This is a genomic window from Kitasatospora sp. NPDC088264, from assembly GCF_040685715.1.
In the GTDB taxonomy this organism is placed as follows: domain Bacteria; phylum Actinomycetota; class Actinomycetes; order Streptomycetales; family Streptomycetaceae; genus Kitasatospora.
Genome location: NZ_JBFBIR010000005.1, coordinates 81,814 through 101,989, shown reverse-complemented (window position 1 = coordinate 101,989; position 20,176 = coordinate 81,814). Strand labels below are relative to the sequence as shown.

The window sequence follows — 20,176 nt, the reverse complement described above, 5'->3', positions numbered from 1 at the left end:
GGGCGGCAGTGCGGCGGGGATGGCGGCGGGTGTGCGGCGGCGGCGAGGTGGCGGCGCGGCTCGGACACGGGTGCCGATGGCGTACGGACGCGCGTCAACCTGCGGCGGGGGCGCCCGGGAGGGGCCGGCGCCGGTCGCACGCGCCCGTGCGCCCGGCGCCCACTGCTCACACGGGAGCCCTCGCACGAATTCGAAACCGCCTCCTGATCACCCTTACGAGTGAAGTGACCGGCTCTACGTTGAGCCACTCCCGCCTCGAAAGTAACTTCAGTCCTGCGAACGGGAGTTGCCCCGACAGTTGCCCCGACCGGGGGTCGGGAAGGCGCTCCGCCGGACACGGGCCCTGGCGAGACCGGGCCCGGGGCGGGCGCGGCCGGGGCTCCTGCCCCAGGCGCGGCACCGCCGTACCAGGGCGGTGCGCCGCACCGGGGCGGCACTCCCGTTCAGGGGCGGCACTCCCGCTCCTTCCGAGGAAGCCGATCAGGCCGGGCCGCACGCCCGGGTGCCGGAGCAGTGGGCACCCGCGGGCGGCGGACGAGACGAAGGGATGTGGTGGCGAATGGCGGCGGGCACATCGCTGCGTACGGCCGGGGGCGGGGAATCGGCGGGCCACGGGCCGGATGCGGCCGGACCGTGGCCGGAGACGACGCGGGCGGCGCTGGCGGACGCCGGCGGCCGGGGAGGCGGCGGCGACTGGGAGGTCACCGCCGGGGGCTTCTGGTGCACGGCCAGGCCGCCCGCGTCGGCTCCACTCCCGGAGCAGGGCTGGAAGCTCCACGTCAGCGCGGCCTCGGCGGTCGGCGAAGCGGTGCTCGCGGCCGTCGTACGGGCCCTCGCCGACGACCCGTGCCCGTTCAAGTTCGCCGCCGGGGAGCAGCGGCTGCGCGAACTCAACTCCCGTAACAGCGATCGGGGTTCAGCGGGCAAGTTCATCACCGTCTACCCGGCCGACGACGCCCAGTTCCGGCGGCTGGCCGCCGGACTCGACCGGGCCACCGCCGGACTGCCCGGGCCCGTCGTGCTCTCCGACCGCCCCTACCGGCCCGGCAGCCTGGTCCACTACCGGTACGGCGCCTTCGCGGCCCGCGCCGAGCTCGGCCACGACGGGGAGTACCGCTCCGTCCTGCACGGGCCGGACGGCGAACGGGCCGAGGACGTGCGCGGCGCCTCCTACCGGGCGCCGTCCTGGGCCCGGGACCCGCTGGCGACCGGTGCGGCCCGGCCGGGGGCGAAGCGCGGCGCGGGCGTGCTGCTCGCCGAGCGGTACGCGATCACCGCCGCCGTACGGCACAGCACCAAGGGCGGGGTCTTCCTCGGCCGGGAGGCCGCGAGCGGCGCCGAGGTCGTGGTCAAGCAGGCCCGCGCGCACATCGAGATCGACCGGGCCGGCACCGACGCCCGCGACGCCCTGCGGCACGAGGCCGCCCTGCTGACCCGGCTGGACGGGCAGGGCCTGGCACCCCACCCGATCGAACTGATCGAACGGGACGACTCCGTCTTCCTCGTGCAGGAACGAATCGCCGGACAGCCGCTCGGCGCGTGGGTCGCCGCCCGGCTGCGGCGCGACGGCAGCCCCGACGTCGACTGGGCCGAAGCCGGACCGGTCGCGCACGCCCTCCTCGACCTCGTCGAGCAGGTGCACGCCCAAGGGCTCGTCCTGCGCGACCTCTCCCCCGGCAACGTGATGGTCCGCCCCGACGGCCGCCTCCGGCTCGTCGACCTCGAACTCGCCGCCGAAACCGGCCGCCCCGCCGGCTCCGCAGGCACCCCCGGCTACCGCGCCCCCGAACAGGGGCCCGGCCGGCTCGGCCTCGTCCACGACGGCACCTGCGTCGCCGACCCGGCCGTCGACCTGTACGCCCTCGGCGGCCTGCTCTTCCTCCTCGCCACCGGCCACGACCCGCTGCTCCCGGACGACCTCCCCCGGGCCCGCCCGGTCACCGAACGCCTCGGCCGCTGGCTCGCCCTCGCCGCCCGCACCGGCACCACCGCCCGCCGCCTCGCCCCCGCCATCCTCGGCCTCCGGGCCGAACAGCCGGGGCAGCGCTGGAGCCTCGCCCAGGTCAGGGCGGAACTCGCGGGCGGAGCCACCGCGGGCGCCCGGCGCAGCGGAGACACGCACCCGGACCCGGCCGACGGCGGCGGAACCCCTGGTGCCGTGCACGGCCACGACACCATCGCCGCCGTCACTCCCCTGTGGCAGGCACCGAACCGGCGGAACACGCACACCGGGCGCCCCGACGGCCCGCATGCCGCCGGCCCGACCGGCGCCGCCGCCACCGCACCCCCGCAGCGAGCCGCCGACAGCAGTGCCGCGCCCGCCAGGGCCGGTGCCATCCGGGCCGCCACCGCTCCGCCGTGGCGCGCCGCGGCCCACCGGGCCACGCCCGCCGAGCACTCCGGCGACGCCCACGACGACCGTTCCGCGACCGATGCGACCGCCACGACCGGCGGCCCCCGGGCTACCGTCCGACCCGACGGCGCCGCCCCGGACGCCGCCTGCCGCGCGTCGGCCGGCCTCCTCGACCGGGTGCTGTGCGACGGCCTGCGGCAGCTGGCCGTCACGGCCACGCCGCTGCGGCGGGACCGGTTGTGGCCGGTCGTGCCCGCCGGGGAGCGGACGGATCCGTGCAATGTGCAGCACGGCGCCGCCGGGGTGCTGGCGGTGCTGGCGCGGGCGGTGGCGGCGGAGGGCCTGCCGGGCGGGGTGCGCGCGGAGGCCGCGCGGACGGCCCGGACGGCCGCCGGGTGGATCGAACGGCGCCTGGCCGCCGAGCCGGTGGTGCTGCCCGGGCTGCACTTCGGGCGGTCGGGGACGGCCTGGGCGCTGTTGGACGCCGCCCGGGCGCTGGGCGACGAGGGGCTGGCCGTTCGGGCCGCCGCGCTCGCCCGGCGGATCCCCGTCGAGTGGCCCAACCCCGACGTCTGCCACGGCGCGGCCGGCTCAGGGTTCACCCAACTCCGCTTTGCTGCCGAAGGCTTCACCGCCGAAGCCGCCGGTGACCCGGCCTTCCTCGACCGCGCCGCCCACTGCGGCCACGCCCTGCTCGCCGCCGCCCGGCGCGAGCCGTACGGGCGGGTGTGGCCGGTGCCGGCGGACTTCGACTCGGCGCTCGCCGGGATCACCCATCTCGGCTTCGCGCACGGCGTGGCCGGTGTGGGCGCCTTCCTGCTGGCCGCCGCCGAGGCGACCGGCGACCGCGACCTGCTGGCCGGCGCCGTCGAGGCCGGGCACACGCTCGCCGCGACCGTCCGCTGGGACGCGCCGCGCGAGAGCGCCTGGTGGCCGCAGAGCGCGGGCGATCCGGACCGCGTCCGGCTGGCGCACTGGTGCAGCGGCTCGTCCGGCGTGGGCACCTTCCTGCTGCGCCTCTGGCGGGCCACCGGCGACGCCACCGCGCACGGGCTGGCGCTGGCCGCCGGGCGGGCCGTACTGGCCGGGCGCTGGCACGGCGGGGTGAGCGCCTGCCACGGCCTGGCCGGCGACGGCGAGTACCTGCTCGACCTTGCCGAGGTCGCCGACGAGCCGGAATTCCGTTCCGGCGCCGAGGAGTTGGCGCAACTGATCGCTGCCCGGTCGGCGCTGCGGGGCGGCCTGCTGGTGCTGCCGGACGAGACCGGGACGGGCTGCGCGGCCGGCTACGGCACCGGCGCGGCGGGCGCGCTGGCCTTCCTGCTGCGGCTTCGGCACGGCGGCCCCCGACTCTGGGTGGATCCGGCTCCGCCCGCCGTACGCCGGCTCCAGGGCACAGGCAGCGGGGTGAGCGGGGCATGAACGTGGCCACCCGGACCGTCGCGCAGGCGCTGCGCCGACTGAGCTTCACCTTCTCCGCCGACGGCGGTCACGCCGCCTGCCTCGCCTCGGCCGCCGACGGCGGCTGGTACGTGGAGAGTTGGCGGCTGCCCTCGGACGGCGGGCCGGCCACCCCGCTGGCGTTGCCGCTGTCCGGCAACCGGTCGGAGAGCCTGCGTTCGCAACTGGTCGCGCTGCCGGACGGCTCGGTGCTGGTCTGCCGGCACGACGGCGAGCGGCACGACCTGGTCCGCCTCTCGTACGGCGAGAACGGCGCCGTGGAGCAGCAGATGGCCACGATCCGGATGCCCGGGCTGCGGCTGCTGCCGGTCCCGACGCCCCACGGCGCCGGTCCTCGGACGCCGGTGGCGCTCGCCCTCGGGACGGACACCCGCCCGGCGACCACCGTCTGGCTGGTGCGGACGGACGGCAGCGAGCCCGAACGGGTCGCCGAGATCCCGGGGTTGCACGGCGGCGGCGCCTGGCTGGACAGCGCCGGGGCGCTGCTGGCGCTGGACCGGGTGAACGCGGGGCTCGTCCGCACCGTGGTGCTGGACCTGCGCAGCGGCACGACCACCCCGCTGCTGGAGATCGGCGAGCGCAGCAACGACCGGCTGGTGCTGTTCGACCCGGACAGCCGGTTCGCGATGGTGCGCAGCGACGCGCCGGGCACCGACCGGCTCGGCTGGGGTGTGCTGGGCGGCGGCGAACCGCTGCGGTTCCCGGAGTGCCTGCACGTCGCGGGCATGTTCCTGCGGCCGGTCGCGCTGCGGCGGACGGCGGACGGCCCGCAGGTGGCGGTGCAGGTCGACCACGGCGCCGGCTCCGCGCTCGCCCTGTGGCGGGCCGCCGCCGGCCGGCTGGACCAGCTGCCGGTGCCGCCCGGCCGACTCGGCGCGGTCGGCCACTGGGGCGGGGCGGCGCTGCGGCTTCCGTACTCCTCGCCCGACCACCCGGCGGCGCTGGCCGCCCTGGACGTGGACGCGCTGCTGGCGCACGGCCCGGCGAAGGCCGGGTCCGGCCCGATGCCGATGCCGCTGCCGCTGCAACTGGCGCCGCTGGGCTCCGGCCTGCCCGGCCCGTGGCGGGACACCGTGCTGCCCTGGCAGCCCGGCGGTCCGCGCACCCCCCGCACCCAGCCGCCGGGTTGGCGGGTGGACGGCAGCACCACCCCCGGGGACGGCGGCCGCTGGCAGCCCGCACAGAGCCTCGAACTCGCCGGTCCGGCCGGGCCGTTGGAGGCCGTGGTGTACGGCGGGGACACCTGGCTGAGCAGCCCGCACCTGGTGCTGGCGCTGCACGGTGGCCCGGCGGACGCCTGGCGGCTGGAGTTCGACCCGGCCCTTCAGCGGATGGCCGCCGAGGGCCTGGCCGTGATCGCACCGAACCAGCGCGGCTCCACCGGCTACGGGGTGGCGCACGCGATGGCCATCCGGGGCGCCTGGGGCGGGCCCGACCTGGACGACGTGCTGTACCTGCTGGACGGCATCGCCGGCCAGCGCGCGGCACTCGGGCTGGAGCCGCCGGCCCTGTTCGGGGTCAGCTACGGCGCGTTCCTGGCGCTGCTGGCGGCCGCGCACGCGCCGTCCGAGCAGGTGTCCCGCTGCGCGGTGGTCGCACCGTTCCTGTCCGGTGCCCGGCTGCTGGCCGAAGCGGCACCCCCCGTACGGGCGTTGACCACCCGGCTGGCCGGCGACGAACCGATCACGGACGCCCGCGGCCCGCGCGACGTCCTCCAGCTGGCGCACCGGCTGAGCGCCCCGCTGCTGGTGGTGCACGGCAACCGGGACGAGGTCGTGCCGGTGAGCCAGTCCCGTTCGCTGCGGCACGAGTTGCTGCGGATCGGCCGGGTCGAGGGCGCGGACTTCCGGTACGTCGAGGCGGCCGGATCGGGCCACGAGGTGCTCGCCGAGGAGGGCGCGGCCGTGCTGCACGAGCTGCTGGCCGCGTTCCTGCGGACCGGCCGACCGGGCTGACCGGAGCCCCGGCACCTCGGTACGTCGACTCCTCGACACCTCAGGACGTCGACACCTCGACTCCTCGACACCTCAGGACATCGACACCTCGACTCCTCGACACCTCATCAGGACGTCGACACCTCAACACACAGACTCCCGGGCCCGACGCGGCCCGGGGCACCACCCCGGCGCGGCGGACCGAGCCGCCCGGGGGCGACACCCGATGCCCGCAGGCAGATCGCGGCGGGCATAGTTCCAGGGGAGGAACCCGATCATGGAGAACATGGTGGACTTCGAGACCGACCTCGCGGCGCTGCAGGACCTGCCGGAGACCGAGTCCGTCGAGCTGACCGGCCACGGCGCCGGCTGCCAGTACACCTGTCTCATCCTCACCTGCCTGATCTTCACCAACAGCTGATCCAGGCGGTGAGCCGTGGGTGCCGTCCCCGCCTGTCCGGACAGGCGGGGACGGCACCGTCCGTTTCCCCGCACATGCCCGACCCCCGACCCGACGTTCCGACGGGAGCTCCGACTTGCCCCGCCGCCCCACCGGCTGGACCCTCGCACTCGGCATCGCCCTGCCGGTCGGGGCCGCCACCACGCTCGCCCTGCCCGCCGCCCTCGCCGCGGCCGTCGACGCCGCCCTCGGCCACCGGCCCGAGTCCGGCGCCTTCGTGCGGCTCGCCCTCGTCCTGGGCGTGGCCGCCGCGGCCGACGCCACCGCCGCCGTGGCCGCCCCGGCCTGCTCCGCCGAGGCCACCGCCGCCCTGCGCGGGCGCCTCGTCCGCCACCTGCTCGCCCTCGGACCCGGCGGCCGGCTCCGCCACGGACCACCGCCCGGCGACCTCGCCGCCCGCCTGCTGGGCTCGGCCGGCGACGCGGGCGGCCGGCTGCCCGCCGTCCTCGGCGCGGCCACGGCGCTGCTCACCTCGGCGGGCGCGATCGTCGGGCTCGGGCTGCTGTCACCGTGGCTGGCGCTCGCCTTCTTCGCGGGCGTCGTCCCCGGCGTGGTGCTGATCCGGCTCTTCCTGCGCGAGGCCGGGCCGGTGTTCGCCCGCTACCAGGAGGTCCAGGCCGACCTTGCTGCCCGGCTCAGCGACGCCCTCACCGGACTGCGCAGCATCCACGCCGCCGGCGCCGAACAGCGTGAGGCGGCACGGGTGTTGGCGCCGCTACCGGACCTGTCCGCCGCCGGGCTCGCGCTCTGGGCGGCGCAGCGGCGCACCGCCTGGCAGGCCACCCTGCTGATCGCGGTGGTCGAGGTCGCGGTGCTCGCCACCGCCGGGGCGCTCCTCGCCGGCGGCACCCTGGCTCCCGGGGCACTCGCCGCCGCGGCCGGCTGGGCGGCCCTCGGCGCCGGGCTCTTCGAACAGGTCGAGGCGCTGGTCGCGGTGGCGCACGCCCGCGCCGGGCAGGCCCGGGCCGACGAACTGCTGGCCGTCCGCCCGGCCGAACCCGGCCGGGCGGCCCTCCCCGCCGACGGCTACGGGGAGGTCGTCCTGCGCGGCGTGGTGGTGCGCGACGGCGACCGGGTGCTGCTCGGCCCGCTCGACCTGACGATCCCCGGCGGCCGCACGGTCGCGCTGGTGGGACGCTCCGGCTCCGGCAAGTCCCTGCTGGCCGCGCTGCCCGGGCGGCTGCGCGACCCCGACGAGGGCGCCGTACTGATCGACGGCGTCCCGGTGGACGCGCTGGCCCCGTCCGAACTGCGGCACGCGGTCGGCTACGCCTTCGCCCGGCCCGCCCTGATCGGCCGTACGGTCCGCGACGCGCTGGCCGGCGCCGGCCCCGCCGAGGCGGCGGCCGCCCGCGCGGACGGCTTCCTCCAGCGGCTGCCCCGGGGCTGGGACACCCCGCTCGACGAACTCCGGCTCTCCGGCGGCGAACTGCAACGCCTCGGCCTGGCCCGGCTCCTGGCCCAGCCCGCCCGGGTCGTCGTCCTCGACGACGCCACCTCGGGCCTGGACCTCGCCACCGAGCACCTGGTCACCGAGGCCCTCGACCGCGCCACCCTCGGTCGCACCCGGCTGGTGGTCGCCCACCGCGCCGGCGTCGCCGCCCGCGCCGACCTCGTCGCCTGGCTCGACGCCGGCCGCCTGCGCGCCCTCGCCCCGCACGCCACCCTCCTCGCCTACCCCGACTACCGCGCCGCCCTGTCGGACACCGCCCTCCAGACGGCCGCCGTCTGATGGCCCGCCACCGCACCCCGCCCGACGGCGGCGCAGGAAGTCGGCCCTCTCGACTTCCCACGCAACCGCCCGCCCCGGCGCCCGGCACGAGGAGTCGGCATCGCCGACGGCCCGCAACAGCCGGAGCCCCGCACCGGCCCGGCGCGGGCCGACCGCCCGGCACCGGAAGTCGGCGTCGTCGACTTCCGGCGTCCGCCTCCCCCGGGTGGGTGCTGCTGTTCCGGCAACTGGCCGTCACGCGCGGGCCGCTGCTCCGGCTGCTCGGGTGGTCCGGGGTGGAGGCGCTGCCGCCGCTGCTGTCCGGGCTGCTCGTCTCGGCCGCCGTCGACCAGGGGTTCCTGGCCGGGCGGCCGGGGGCCGGGGTGGCCTGGCTGGCCGGGTTCGGCGCCTCGATGGCCGTCCGGGCGTACGCGGCGCGGGCCGGGTTCCCGCACCTGGCGGGGGTGGTGGAGCCGCTGCGGGACGCCCTGGTCGAGCGGGTGGTCCACAGCGCGCTCGCCCGGCCGTCGGCGGATCCGGCCGAGGTCGCCCGGCTCACCGAACAGGTCGAGTCCGCAAGGCAGTTGACCGCCACCCTGCTGCGCACCCTGCGCGGCGTCGGGGTCACCCTGGTCGCCGCCCTGGCCGGTCTGGCGCTGCTGGCGCCCGTCGTCCTGCCGCTGGTCCTGCTGCCGCTGCTCGCCGCCGGGTTCCTCTTCGCCCGTCTGCTGCGCCCGCTGGTGGCGCGGCGGCACGCGGTCGTGCTCGCCGAGGAGCGGCTGGCCGCCGAGGCGGGGCGGGCGCTGCACGGGTTGCGCGACGTGCAGGCCACGGGCACCCGGGAGCAGGTCGCCGAGGCACTGACCGGGGCCGCCCGGGCGAGCGCCGCTGCCTCCCGCGCCCTGGGCCGGGCCTCGGCCCTGCGCGCGCTGGTCGTGGCCCTCGGCGGCCGGCTGCCCGCCCTGGCCGTCCTCGCCGCCGCGCCGTGGCTGCTCGCCCGCGAGGCCCTGACCCCCGGCGAACTGCTCGGCGTCGCGACCTATCTGCTGCAGCAACTCGACCCGGCGGTGCGGACGTTGGCGGGTACGGTCGGCGGCTGGCTGCTCAACCTCGCCGTCGTCCTGGACCGCCTGGCGGCCACCACGATCGACCCGCCGGCGGACACCGCCCCCAGCGCGCTGCCGGGGAGAGCCGCGGGGCAGGAGCCGGAGGTACGGGTCAGCGGGTTGAGGTACGGGCACGGCGGGGCCGGGGCGCCGGTGCTGGAGGGGCTGGAGTTCGGGTTCGCGCCCGGGGAGCACGTGGCCGTGGTGGGGGTGAGCGGGGCGGGGAAGTCGACGCTGGCGGCCCTGCTGGCCGGGGTGCTGACGCCGACGGGCGGGGCCGTGTCGGTGGGCGGGGTGCGGCCGGACGGGCTGGCGGGGGCCGCGCGGGCGCGACTGGTGGCGTTGGTGCCGCAGGAGGCGTACGTGTTCCCGGGGCCGGTGCGGTCCAATCTGACCTGGCTCTCCCCGGAGGCCACGGAGGAGCAACTCGCCCGTGCCGTCCGCGTACTGGGGGCCGATCAGGTGGTCGCGCGGCTGGGCGGCCCGGAGGCCGTCCTGCGCGATCCGGGCGTGCTGTCGGGCGGGGAGCGGCAGTTGCTCGCGCTGGTGCGGACGTATCTGTCGCCGGCGCCGGTCGTGGTGCTGGACGAGGCGACCTGCCATCTGGACCCGCGTGCGGAGGAGCGGGTCGAGCGGGCGTTCGCCGCCCGGCCAGGGACTCTCGTCGTGGTCGCGCACCGGATCAGTTCGGCCCTGCGCGCGGACCGGGTGCTGCTGCTGGACGGCGGGCGGGGGGTGCTCGCCCGGCACGGCGATCTTCAGGTGCTGTCCCCGCTGTACCGCGAGTTGGTCGGTCACTGGCTGGGTTCGACGGCGGGTCGCGCGTCATGATCTCGATAGGATCTCGTCCGTTCCGGCCGTTATGGTGGCCGGGGCACGGGCCGCGATCACCGGCTGTGGCGCGTACCGAGCGCCCGATCGGGGACCCGACCGCGCGCCGCCAAGCGCCGGCCGGGCGCCGATGACCTGCACCCTCCGCACGGAAAAGACGATTTCTGATGTCCGACACCCTCACCGCCTCCACCGGACCCGCGGCCAACGGGACCGACGCCGACGAGAGCACCGCCGGGTACACCTCGTCGCACGGCCGGCACCGGGGCCGTTCCGCCGCCGACGACAAGCCCGAGGCCGACCCGCACGGCCGGCACCGCGCCGCGGCGGACCGGGGCTGAGCACACCCGCACCGGAAGGGCCCGTCAGGGGGAGCACCCCCCGGCGGGCCCTCGTCGCGTTCGGGCAGGGCCCGCGGCTCAGCGCCCCAGCGTCACGACCGTGCGCAGCGCCTCGCCGCTGCGCATCTGGGCGATCGCCTCGTTGACGTCCGACAGGTCGACGCGGTGGCTGATCATGCCGTCGAGGTCGATCCGCCCGGCCCGCCACAGGTCGACGACCAGGGCGATGGTGCGGGCCACCGGCGCCCCGCCGTAGAGCGAGGGCAGCAGGCGCTTCTCGTTGAAGAACAGCTCGCCCATGGTGAACTGCGCGAGGTCGTCCTGCGCGCCGGCGCCGATCACCACGACCGCGCCGCCGCGCCGGGCCGCGTCGTAGCCGGCCCGGACGGTGGCGGACCGGCCGACGGCCTCGAAGACGTAGTCGAAGCCGCCGCCGGGCAGGCCCTTCGCCGTCGCCCTGAGGTCCTCGGGGGCGATCGCCTCGGTCGCGCCGAACGCCAGTGCCCGCTCGCGGCGCGAGACGACCGGGTCGACGACGGTGATCCGGGCGGCGCCGCAGACCCGGGCACCCTGCACGGTGGCGACCCCGACCCCGCCCGCGCCGATCACCGCGACGGAGGCGCCGGGTTCGACCCGGGCGGTGTTGACGGCGGCGCCGACGCCCGTGGTCACCCCGCAGCCGATCAGCGCGGCGGCCTCGTACGGCAGGTCGGCGGGCACCTTGATGACGGCGTCCGCAGCGACCACGACCTCCTCGGCGAACGCCCCGGTGCCGTAGAACCCGGAGGCCTCGACCGCCGCGCCGCCGTCCTCGAAGCGGAAGCCGGGCGCGCCGAGCCGCCGCAGGCTGGCGATGCACAGGTGGCCGCGGCCCCGCTCGCAGTGCGCGCAGCGGCCGCAGGGCGCCATCCAGCAGAGCACCACGCGGTCGCCGGGGGCGAGGCCGGCCACGCCCTCACCGACCTCCACGACCTCCCCGGCACCCTCGTGCCCGGGGACGAACGGCGCGGGCTGCGGCAGGACGCCGCTCATCGCCGAGAGGTCGGAGTGGCAGAGGCTGGCAGCGCGCATCCGGACCCGTACGGCGCCCGGCCCGAAGCCGACGGCCGTCACGTCCTCCCGGACGTCAAGGGTCTCCTGGCCGGTCTTGTGCAGGACGGCTGCGCGCATGGGGCTGCTCCCGGTGTGCCTCGTGTGCTCGGTTCTCCACGGTCGGGCCCGATTCTGACACGGGCGACCCGACCCGACTAGAACACGTTCCAGGGCCGCTGTGGTCCGCCCCTCTACCGTCGAGTAGGGTCCGGGGCGAACGCGTTCGCGCACGTCCCGAGCCCGAGGAGCACCGTCATGTCCGACCTGCTGGAGAGTGTCCGCCCGGCGGCCGAGGTGCTGGCGGCGTTCGAGGCGGCCACCGGATTCATGCCGGTGGACGAGGGGCTGGCGCTGTACGCGGCGGCGGTGACGGCGGCGCGGCGCACCGGGCTGCCGGTGCTGGAGATCGGCACCTACTGCGGTCGCTCGGCGGTCCTGCTGGCGGCTGCCGCCCGGGAGACCGGGACGACCGCGCTGACGGTGGACCACCACCGCGGCTCGGAGGAGCAGCAGCCCGGCTGGGAGTACCACGACCCGACGCTGGTGGACCCGGAGGTGGGGCTGATGGACACCCTGCCGCGGTTCCGCCGGACGCTGCACGCCGCCGGGCTGGAGGAGCACGTGGTGGCGCTGGTGGGCCGCTCGCCGCGGATCGCGGCGCTGTGGGGCCGGCCGCTGGCCCTGGTGTTCATCGACGGCGGGCACACCGACGAGCACGCGACCGGCGACTACGAGGGCTGGGCCCCGCACCTGGCGCCGGACGGGCTGCTGGTGGTGCACGACGTGTTCCCGGACCCGGCGGACGGCGGCCAGGCCCCGTACCGGGTGTACCTGCGGGCGCTGGCCGAGGGCTTCGAGGAGGTCTCGGTGACGGGCTCGCTGCGCGTCCTGCGCCGGACCGCCGCGAGCTAGCCGCTCACCACCCGCCGCCCACCGCCCGATCCGCCAGCCGATCCGCCGCCCGATCCGCCGAGCGGCCCCACAGTCCTGCACGGATGCTCTAACGTCGTGCCGGAGCTGTCGGGCGGAGGTTCGAACGGTACGGTGTCCGCGCAGCACCAGGCAGAGCATCGGCGGACGGTGGGGGCTAGCGGCACATGACGGACCAGCACAACACCGCTCCGGCAGTCTGGGACCCCACCGCGCGCGGCGGCGCGGGCGGCTGGGTGCGCGGCCCGCAGCGACCCGCCGAGCCCACCCCGGCGCAGCCCGCCCCCGCCCAGCCCGCCGCACCGCGCCCCGGGGCCGCACCGCAGGACGGGGCCGCGCTGCCGCCCGCCACCGGCGCCGTCGGGGACCAGGGCCCGCCGCTGGGTGCCCGCCCGTACCTGGCCGCCCCGAAGCCGCCGTCCGTGCCGCCGCCGGCGCCGTTCCCCTCCCACGCGTCCGCGCAGACCCCGGGGCCCGGCTACGTGTCCGGCGAGGCCCCCGGCCCCGGCTACGTGTACCCGCCGCAGCCGCCCGCCGGCCCGCAGCAGCCCCCGTACGTCCCGTACCAGGGACAGCCCGACTACCCCGCCGACTACCCCTCCGGTTACCCCGCCGACTACGAGGACCCGGACGACGGGGACCGCCCGAACAACCGGAAGGCACCGCTGCTGATCGGCTTCGCGCTGCTCCTGGTGGTGGCGGTCGGCGGCGGCCTGCTGGTGGCCGCCCAGAACAGCGGCGACAAGAAGGACCAGGCCTCGCCCGCCCCGCCGTCCGCCTCCGCGACGTCCACCGGGAACCCGCCGACGGGCCCGGCGCCCACCGGTACGGACGCCGCGCCGAACGGCGCCACCGACCCGGCCTCGTCCGCCGCGGCGCCGTCCCCGACCGCGAGCGGTGCCGGCGCCAACGCCAAGACGCAGGCACAGGCCCTGGACGGCCTGCTCACCGAGGGCGAGAGCGCGAAGGCCCCGATCGGCAGCGCGGTCGCCAAGGTGAGCAGCTGCCCGGCGAAGGCCGACATCGAGAGCGCGGCGCAGGTGTTCGACAACGGCGCCAAGCAGCGCGACGAACTGCTGCGCAAGCTCGCCAAGCTGAGCGCCTCCGACGTGCCGGGCGGCGCGGACGCGATGGCGTCGCTGAAGTCCGCCTGGCAGCTGTCGGCCGACATCGACCGGGCGTACGCGAGCTGGGCGCGGGCGGTCGCCGGCCAGGGCTGCTCGGGCTCGGCCCCGAACACCGCCGACAAGAAGCGGGCCGACGAGCTCAACCCGCAGGCCACCCAGGCGAAGAAGGACTTCGCGGGCAAGTGGAAGCCGATCGCCGACACGTACGGCCTCACCCCGCGCACCCAGGACAGGATCTGATCCACCCGTGACCGGCCCGAACTCCCGACCGCCCCGCCGTTCCACCCTGCTGCGCGCCACCACGGCGGTGGGCGCGGCCGTTCCGCTCTGCCTGGCGGGCTGGCTGGGCTGGCAGTCCCTCGGCCACTCCGCGGCGGTGGGCGGCACCGCCGCGCCGGCCACCTCCCCGGCCGGAACCGCCACACCGGGCACCACCACCCCGGGAACCGCCACACCGGGAACCCCGGCCCAGACGCCGACGACCCCGGTGCCCCCGACCACCCCGACGACGCCCGCCCCGTCGAACACACCCGCCCCGTCGGACGCCCCGGTCTCCCCCACCGCGCTCACCGGCCGCACCATCCTGCTCGACCCCGGCCACAACCCCGGCAACTCCGCGCACACCGCCGAGATCAACCGCCTGGTCGACATCGGCAACTCCCGCAAGCAGTGCGACACCACCGGCACCGAGACCAACTCCGGCTACACCGAGGCCGAGTACACCCTGGACGTCTCCCACCGGGCCCGCGCCATCCTGGCCGCCCGCGGCGCGACGGTGGTGCTGGCGCAGGACGGCGACCGTCCGTGGGGCCCCTGCATCGACGAGCGCGCCCGGGCCGGCGCCGACGCGCACGCCGACGTGGCCCTGTCGGTGCACGGGGACGGCGGTCCGGCGGGCGGCAGCGGGTTCCACGTGATCCTCCCGGCGAAGGTGGCGGCCGGGAAGGCGGACAACTCGGCGATCGTCGAGCCGTCGCGCCGGCTCGGCCTGCTGCTGCGCGAGCGCTTCCGCGCCGCGACGGGCGAGCCGTACGCGGACTACACCGCGAGCGACGGCCTGGACACCCGCTCCGACCTGGGGGGCCTGAACCTGTCCACGGTGCCGAAGGTGTTCATCGAGTGCGGTAACATGCGCAACCCGGTGGACGCCAAACGGATGACGGATCCTCAGTGGCGGCAGCGGGCGGCCCAGGGGATCGCCGACGCGCTGACGGCGTATCTGACCACCCGGTAAGGAAGTTGGGCCGGGGCGGCCGACGGCGTGCGCGCCGCCCGGGTCGCGCCTTTGGCAACGACTTCGCCCCATTCCCGGTCCCGCCGTGCACCGGCGGTGCGGTTGGGCCTAGGCTTCTGGTCCGTTCGGGAGTTTCGGCCGGTCAGCCCGACCGCACGAACCGCCGTCCACGACACGTCAACGAGGGGAACGTTAGTGAATCTGCGCGCTCTCACCAGGGGAGACGCCGCCGTCGCCGGCGCGGCCGTCCTGCTCTTCATCGCCTCCTTCCTGCCCTACTGGACGGTGGACTGCACCGGCCGGTACTGCGGCGACACATCGCAGAACGCGTGGAGCACCCAGCTGTTCCCCATCCTGCCGTCGATCTACCTGCTCGGCATCGCCGCCGCGGTGCTGATCCTGCTGCACCGCTTCCAGGGCGAGGCCGCGGCCGGGCGCCAGGTGCTCGGCCTGCGGCTGGACCAGTGGGGCATCGCCTTCGCCGTCGTCGCGCTGTGGACGGCGCTGTGGTCGCTGGGCGGCGGCCCGTCCGGCGGCAGCTTCGGGCACGGCTTCGGCGCCTGGCTCGGCCTCATCGCGCTGATCGTGCTGGCCGGTGCGGCCGCGGCCGCGCCGCTGGTGCCCGCGCTGAAGGCCCCGCTGGTCGCCGACCGTCCGGCGGCCGTCCCCTACCAGGGCGGCTACCCGGCCCCGGGCCAGCCGGTGCAGCCCGGCCAGTACGGCTACCCGGCCCCGGGCCAGGACCCGAACCAGGCCCCGGCGTACGGCGCCCAGCCCGGTGGCTACGGCTACCCGGCGGCCGGCCAGCCGCAGCCGGTGCAGGCCGGCCAGCCGCAGGACGCGGCCGCCGCCCCGCAGCCGGTCCCGGCCGCGCAGCCGCAGCCGACCCCGGCCGCCCCGGCGGCCGACTTCGCACCGTTCTGGTTCGCCGTCCCGGCCCCGCGCTCGCTGGCGTCGAAGGACAACCCGGCGGGCGCCCCCGTCGGCGAGCTGGTGCCCGGCACCTGGTACCTGGCGGTCGAGCAGCGCGGCAGCGCGCTGGTCGCCCAGCTTCAGGACGGCACCGTCGGCCTGCTGGCCGACACCTCGGGCATCCAGCGCGGCTGACGCCCCCGCCGGTACGACGAAGGGGTGGGACCGGATCTCTCCGGTCCCACCCCTTCGCGTTGCCCGTACGAGCCTCAACCGTCGTGCGGGCCTCAGCCGTTCGCACCGGCATCGGCCACGGCTACGGGCCTCAGCAGCAGTCCTGGACCACCAGCCCGGCGGGCAACTGCTCCCCGCCGAAGACCGCGACCGTCGCCGGGTCGCCGCCGAGCGCGGCGACCGCGAGCAGCAGCGCGCCGGCCGTCCAGGTGGTGCGCTCCTCCGGCCAGACGGCGTCGTCCTCGAAGACGTACCCGGTCCAGTAGGAGCCGTCCTCGTGCCGCAGGTGCTTCTGGATCCAGCGCAGGATCTCCACGGCGCGGTCGGAGCGGCCGATCGCCCAGAGCGCGAGGGCGAGTTCGGCGCTCTCGCCGCCGGTCACCCACGGGCGGTCGCTGACGCAGCGCACGCCGAGGCCGGGGACGACGAAGCGGTCCCAGTCCCGGTCGATCCGTTCCAGCGCCGCGTCGCCGCGCAGTCCGGTGCCGAGCACCGGGTAGTACCAGTCCATCGAGTAGCGGCCCTTGTCGAGGAACCGCTCGGGGTGGTGGGTGATGGCGTGCCCCAGCCGGCCGGCGGCGAGCTCCCAGTCGGGCTGCGGCTCCTCCAGGTACTCGGCGATGGCCAGCCCGCAGCGCAGCGCGTGCAGCATGCTGGACGAGCCGGTGAGCAGCGCCTCGTCGGTGGCGGTGCCGTCCTCGTCGAGGCGCCAGGCGATCGGGCCGCCGGGCAGCCGCTGGCCGACGATGAAGTCCAGGGCGCGCCGGACGACGGGCCAGATCCACTCCAGGAAGGCGTCGTCGCCGGCGCTGAGGTGGTGGTGCCAGACGCCGACGGCCACGTAGGCGCAGAAGTTGGTCTCCTTGGCCCGGTCGGTGACGGCGCCGTCGGTGTAGGCGGCGTACCAGGAGCCGTCCGGGTTCTGGGTGGCGGCGAGCCAGCGGTAGGCGGCCTCGGCGGCGGCGTGCTCGCCGGCGGTGTCGAGGGCCATGGCGGCCTCGGTGTGGTCCCACGGGTCGAGGTGGTGGCCAGCGAACCAGGGTATGGCGCCGTCGGGAAGCTGTTCGGCCAGGATGCTGCGGACGGTGCCGGCGGCCTGCTCGGCGTCGAGCACCCCGTCGAGCAGCAGTGCCTCGGGGACGGCGGCGGTCATGCGTCCACGCGCCCGGGCTCGGTCCGCCGCGGCTTGGACGCGTAGGCGACGAAGCTCTTGCCGATGACCGGGTTGAGCGCCCGTTCGGCGGCCTTGGTGAGGGTGCTGATCACCGGGGTGCCGACGATGTCCCAGACCAGCAGCTGGTGGTAGGCCTTGACCGGCAGCGCCTTGTCGTTGTTCACGCCGACCGCGCACTTGATCCACCAGTACGGCGAGTGCAGCGCGTGCGCGTGGTGGGTGCCGTAGGGCTCCAGGCCGGCGTCCTTGAGCTTGCCGAGCAGTTCGTCGCCCCGGTAGATCCGGATGTGGCCGCCCTCGACCTCGTGGTACTCGTCGGACAGCGTCCAGCAGATCTTCTCGGGCAGCCAGCGCGGCACGGTGACGGCGAGCAGCCCGCCCGGCTTGAGCACCCGGAACATCTCGTTGAGCACGCCCTTGTCGTCCGGTATGTGCTCCATCACCTCGGAGATGATGATCTTGTCGAAGTAGTCGTCCTCGAACGGCAGCGCCAGCGCGTTGCCCTCCATCGCGACCGCCGACGCACCCTCCGGGGCCTCACCGGCCTGCTCCATCGCGGCGAACCACTTCTGGACCTCGGCGATCTCCTCGGCGTTCTGGTCGAGGGCGATCACGTTGGCGCCGCGGCGGTAGCACTCGAACGCGTGCCGGCCCCCGCCGCAGCCCAGGTCGAGCACCCGGTCGCCGGGGGCGAGCGGGAAGCGCGAGAAATCGACGGTCAGCACTGCAGGGCTCCCATTCCTTTTGCTACCAAGCGGACTTGACGCCGCGTCAGTTCGATCCGCTACCGCTCCGCACCGGGCGGCCGGGGCCGCCGGGCGGGCGCCGCGCAGGGCGGCCGGAGCGACTCAGGGCACGTACCGCCAGCCCGGCCCGGAGCGGGCCCGGGCGCCGGCGCCGGTGGCGATCGCCGCCCGGTAGGCGTCGGCGGTCAGCTCGGCGGCCCGCGCCCAGGTGAACCGGGCCAGCACCCGCTCCCGGCCGGCCGCGCCGAGCCGGGCGCGCAGCCGCGGGTCGTCCAGCAGCCGGCCGAGCGCCGCCGCCAGCCGGTCCGGCTCCCCCGGCGGCACGGCCAGGCAGGTCTCCCCGTCCGGCCCGGCCACCTCGGGGATCGCGCCGCCGGTGGTGGCGACCAGCGGGGTGCCGGTGGCCATCGCCTCGGCGGCGGGCAGCGAGAAGCCCTCGTACAGCGACGGCACGCAGGCCACCTCGGCCGAGCGGTAGAGGTCGACCAGCTCCTGGTCGGTCAGACCGCTGCGGAACTCGATGTGGTCCGCCAGCCCGAAGCGGCGCACCGCCTCCGCCACCGGGCCGTCCTCCTTCTGCGGCTTGCCGACCACCACCAGGTGCGCGGGGCGCTCGGTGCGCACCTTCGCCAGCGCCTCCACCAGGAACACCAGGCCCTTGAGCGGGACATCCGCGCTGGAGGTGGTGACGATCCGTCCGGGGACGCGGGCGATCTCCTCGGAGGGCGACCAGAGCCGGGTGTCGGCGCCGATCGGCACCACCGAGATCGCGCCCGGCGCGGCGCCCAGGTGCTCGGCGATCTCGCGCTGCGAGGTGCCGGAGACGGTGATCACGTGGTCCAGCCGGGCGGCGACCCGGCGCTGCATCCGGGTGAAGGCGTACCAGCGGCGCAGCGACAGCCGCTTGACCCGGGTGGTGGCCGCGTCCAGCTCCAACTGCCGGTCCACGGTGATCGGGTGATGGATCGTGGTGACCAGCGGGAAACCGTGCCGGGCCAGGCCGAGCAGGCCGTAGCCGAGCGTCTGGTTGTCGTGCACCACGTCGTAGCGGCCCTTGTGCCGGGCCAGGTACTGGCGGGCGCGCAGCGAGAAGGTCAACGGCTCGGGGAAGCCGCCGGTGCGCATGGTGGCGAACTCCAGCACGTCCACCGGGCTGCGGAACTCGCCGCGGGCGGGCGTGCGGAACGGGTCCTCGGCGCGGTAGAGGTCCAGGCTGGGCAGCTCGACCAGGCGCACCGAACCGGGGCCGTCGACCTCGTCCAGCACCGGGTACGGCTGGGCACCGATCACGTCCACGTGGTGGCCGAGCCTGGCCAGCTCACGGGAGAGGTGGCGCACGTACACGCCCTGACCGCCGCAGAAGGGGTCCCCGCGGTACGACAGCAGGGCAATCCGCAGCGGCTGCGCGGTCATCCTCGGGCCCTCATCTCTAGCTGCTATTCCTGTGCTGCTGCTGTCTCTGCGTTGGCGACGGCGCTGCCGCCGGTCGCTAAAGTAGATCAGGTTTCAGTGGCTGTGGAACTCGTCATCGACCATGTGAACAATGAGAGACCTCGAAGATACCGGCCCGTAGCTTTCCCTCAGGAGCCAGGGCTGGTGATTCCCGCCACGCCGACCCTGCCGACCTTGTGGAGCACGCCGCCACCCACGCGCCCCGGGAGCACTCCTTGCCGCCGCCGACCACCTCCACGAGCCCCACCACCCCGCCCCCCGCGCAGCCGGGCGAGCCGCCGCTGACCGCCCGCCAGGCCGAACGCCGGCGCCGGATCCTGCGGGCCGCCACCGCCCTGGCCGCCCGGGGCGGGTACGAGGCGGTCCAGATGCGGGAGGTCGCGGAGACCGCGCAGGTCGCCCTCGGCACGCTCTACCGGTACTTCCCCTCCAAGGTGCACCTGCTGGTCGCGGTCATGCTGGAGCAGTTGCAGGGCCTCCAGGAGCACATCCGGCGCCACCCGCCGACCGACCCCGAACCGGCCCCGCGGGTCGCCGACACACTCACCCGCGCCTTCCACGCGCTCCAGCGCGAGCCGCTGCTCGCCGAGGCGATGGTCCGGGCCCTGTCCTTCGCGGACCGCTCCGTCGGCGCCGAGGTGGACCAGGTCAGCACCGCCACCGGCCAGCTCATCCTGGACGCCATCGGCCAGTCCGGGCCACCCAGCGAGAGCCAGCGCGCGGCCGTCCGGGTGATCGAGCACACCTGGCACTCCGCCCTGGTCGCCTGGCTCTCCGGCCGCGCCTCGATCGCCGAGGTCCGGGCCGACCTGCACACCGCGGCCCGGCTGCTCACCCTGCCCTGACTGGAACCTGTTCCTGCCCGGGCGGGAGGGGCCGGCCGCCCCCGGCGGTTAGAGTCGACGGACAGCACAACTTCATCCCGTCCCTCCCCCGGGGGAAGCCGGTGCGAATCCGGCGCTGACCCCGCAACCGTGAGCCCGGCCCCCGTGACGGCCCGGGCGAGTCGGACCGCCCGTGGAGGGGCGAGCGGCCAGCCCGGGCCCGCCACGCGCACCGCCCGGCACCGTCGAGGACT

The 20,176-nt window shown here is 76.4% G+C and carries 15 protein-coding genes and 1 riboswitch; of the genes, 11 read left to right on the top strand and 4 right to left on the bottom strand.

Features of this window, described 5'->3' with window-relative positions:
* The first annotated feature begins 559 nt into the window (after positions 1-559).
* The 6 genes from AB0O82_RS06605 (at position 560) to AB0O82_RS06580 (ending at position 10,197) form a co-directional block, all read left to right on the top strand.
* The gene (locus AB0O82_RS06605; protein ID WP_363580831.1) at positions 560-3,775 is read left to right on the top strand and encodes a lanthionine synthetase LanC family protein; all 3,216 of its coding nucleotides are present in this window, start codon (positions 560-562) and stop codon (positions 3,773-3,775) included.
* On the top strand, positions 3,772-5,769 hold the full coding sequence (locus AB0O82_RS06600) for an alpha/beta fold hydrolase (protein WP_363580829.1): 1,998 nt from the start codon (positions 3,772-3,774) through the stop codon (positions 5,767-5,769). The genes AB0O82_RS06605 and AB0O82_RS06600 overlap by 4 nt, the downstream gene beginning before the upstream one ends.
* Before the next feature lie 256 nt (positions 5,770-6,025).
* Positions 6,026-6,169 carry a VenA family class IV lanthipeptide gene (locus tag AB0O82_RS06595; RefSeq protein ID WP_159398410.1) on the top strand — a complete coding sequence of 48 codons (144 nt, stop codon included), beginning with the start codon at positions 6,026-6,028 and terminating at the stop codon, positions 6,167-6,169.
* Positions 6,170-6,284: 115 nt separating this feature from the next.
* A complete protein-coding gene (locus tag AB0O82_RS06590) occupies positions 6,285-7,940 on the top strand; it encodes an ABC transporter ATP-binding protein (protein ID WP_363580827.1) in 1,656 nt (551 codons plus the stop codon).
* Positions 7,941-8,149: 209 nt separating this feature from the next.
* The gene (locus AB0O82_RS06585; RefSeq protein ID WP_363580825.1) at positions 8,150-9,856 is read left to right on the top strand and encodes an ABC transporter ATP-binding protein; all 1,707 of its coding nucleotides are present in this window, start codon (positions 8,150-8,152) and stop codon (positions 9,854-9,856) included.
* Between the two features lie 167 nt (positions 9,857-10,023).
* A complete protein-coding gene (locus AB0O82_RS06580) occupies positions 10,024-10,197 on the top strand; it encodes a hypothetical protein (protein WP_363580823.1) in 174 nt (57 codons plus the stop codon).
* A gap of 78 nt (positions 10,198-10,275) precedes the next feature.
* Here AB0O82_RS06580 and AB0O82_RS06575 read toward each other — a convergent pair whose 3' ends face one another.
* Positions 10,276-11,367 carry an alcohol dehydrogenase catalytic domain-containing protein gene (locus AB0O82_RS06575; protein WP_363580821.1) on the bottom strand — a complete coding sequence of 364 codons (1,092 nt, stop codon included), beginning with the start codon at positions 11,365-11,367 and terminating at the stop codon, positions 10,276-10,278.
* A 177-nt stretch (positions 11,368-11,544) separates the two neighbouring features.
* Here AB0O82_RS06575 and AB0O82_RS06570 point away from each other — a divergent pair, with 177 nt between their 5' ends.
* The 4 genes from AB0O82_RS06570 (at position 11,545) to AB0O82_RS06555 (ending at position 15,687) form a co-directional block, all read left to right on the top strand.
* Positions 11,545-12,201 (top strand): class I SAM-dependent methyltransferase, encoded by a 657-nt coding sequence (locus tag AB0O82_RS06570; RefSeq protein ID WP_363580819.1) that lies wholly within the window; start codon positions 11,545-11,547, stop codon positions 12,199-12,201.
* Positions 12,202-12,386: 185 nt separating this feature from the next.
* Entirely contained in the window at positions 12,387-13,586 is a 1,200-nt protein-coding gene (locus AB0O82_RS06565) for a hypothetical protein (protein WP_363580817.1), read from the top strand.
* Between the two features lie 7 nt (positions 13,587-13,593).
* Entirely contained in the window at positions 13,594-14,580 is a 987-nt protein-coding gene (locus AB0O82_RS06560; RefSeq protein WP_363580815.1) for an N-acetylmuramoyl-L-alanine amidase, read from the top strand.
* A 195-nt stretch (positions 14,581-14,775) separates the two neighbouring features.
* Entirely contained in the window at positions 14,776-15,687 is a 912-nt protein-coding gene (locus tag AB0O82_RS06555; protein ID WP_363580813.1) for a hypothetical protein, read from the top strand.
* A 130-nt stretch (positions 15,688-15,817) separates the two neighbouring features.
* Here AB0O82_RS06555 and AB0O82_RS06550 read toward each other — a convergent pair whose 3' ends face one another.
* The 3 genes from AB0O82_RS06550 to AB0O82_RS06540 form a co-directional block, all read right to left on the bottom strand.
* Positions 15,818-16,879: a prenyltransferase gene (locus AB0O82_RS06550; RefSeq protein ID WP_350885009.1), complete on the bottom strand. Its 1,062-nt coding sequence runs from the start codon at positions 16,877-16,879 to the stop codon at positions 15,818-15,820.
* Positions 16,876-17,625: a methyltransferase domain-containing protein gene (locus tag AB0O82_RS06545; RefSeq protein ID WP_363372252.1), complete on the bottom strand. Its 750-nt coding sequence runs from the start codon at positions 17,623-17,625 to the stop codon at positions 16,876-16,878. Before AB0O82_RS06545 ends, AB0O82_RS06550 begins: the two co-directional genes overlap by 4 nt.
* A gap of 123 nt (positions 17,626-17,748) precedes the next feature.
* Positions 17,749-19,059: a glycosyltransferase family 4 protein gene (locus AB0O82_RS06540; RefSeq protein ID WP_079135554.1), complete on the bottom strand. Its 1,311-nt coding sequence runs from the start codon at positions 19,057-19,059 to the stop codon at positions 17,749-17,751.
* A gap of 254 nt (positions 19,060-19,313) precedes the next feature.
* Here AB0O82_RS06540 and AB0O82_RS06535 point away from each other — a divergent pair, with 254 nt between their 5' ends.
* Entirely contained in the window at positions 19,314-19,943 is a 630-nt protein-coding gene (locus AB0O82_RS06535) for a TetR family transcriptional regulator (protein WP_063351068.1), read from the top strand.
* Between the two features lie 92 nt (positions 19,944-20,035).
* Positions 20,036-20,111, top strand: a riboswitch (cobalamin riboswitch).
* The last annotated feature ends 65 nt before the right edge of the window (positions 20,112-20,176 follow it).

Coding starts and splice junctions, on each gene's coding strand:
- AB0O82_RS06580 (WP_363580823.1), top strand. CDS start 10,024: ATGTCCGACACCCTCACCGCCTCCACCGGACCCGCGGCCAACGGGACC.
- AB0O82_RS06570 (WP_363580819.1), top strand. CDS start 11,545: ATGTCCGACCTGCTGGAGAGTGTCCGCCCGGCGGCCGAGGTGCTGGCG.
- AB0O82_RS06565 (WP_363580817.1), top strand. CDS start 12,387: ATGACGGACCAGCACAACACCGCTCCGGCAGTCTGGGACCCCACCGCG.
- AB0O82_RS06605 (WP_363580831.1), top strand. CDS start 560: ATGGCGGCGGGCACATCGCTGCGTACGGCCGGGGGCGGGGAATCGGCG.
- AB0O82_RS06575 (WP_363580821.1), bottom strand. CDS start 11,367: ATGCGCGCAGCCGTCCTGCACAAGACCGGCCAGGAGACCCTTGACGTC.
- AB0O82_RS06550 (WP_350885009.1), bottom strand. CDS start 16,879: ATGACCGCCGCCGTCCCCGAGGCACTGCTGCTCGACGGGGTGCTCGAC.
- AB0O82_RS06540 (WP_079135554.1), bottom strand. CDS start 19,059: ATGACCGCGCAGCCGCTGCGGATTGCCCTGCTGTCGTACCGCGGGGAC.
- AB0O82_RS06600 (WP_363580829.1), top strand. CDS start 3,772: ATGAACGTGGCCACCCGGACCGTCGCGCAGGCGCTGCGCCGACTGAGC.
- AB0O82_RS06595 (WP_159398410.1), top strand. CDS start 6,026: ATGGAGAACATGGTGGACTTCGAGACCGACCTCGCGGCGCTGCAGGAC.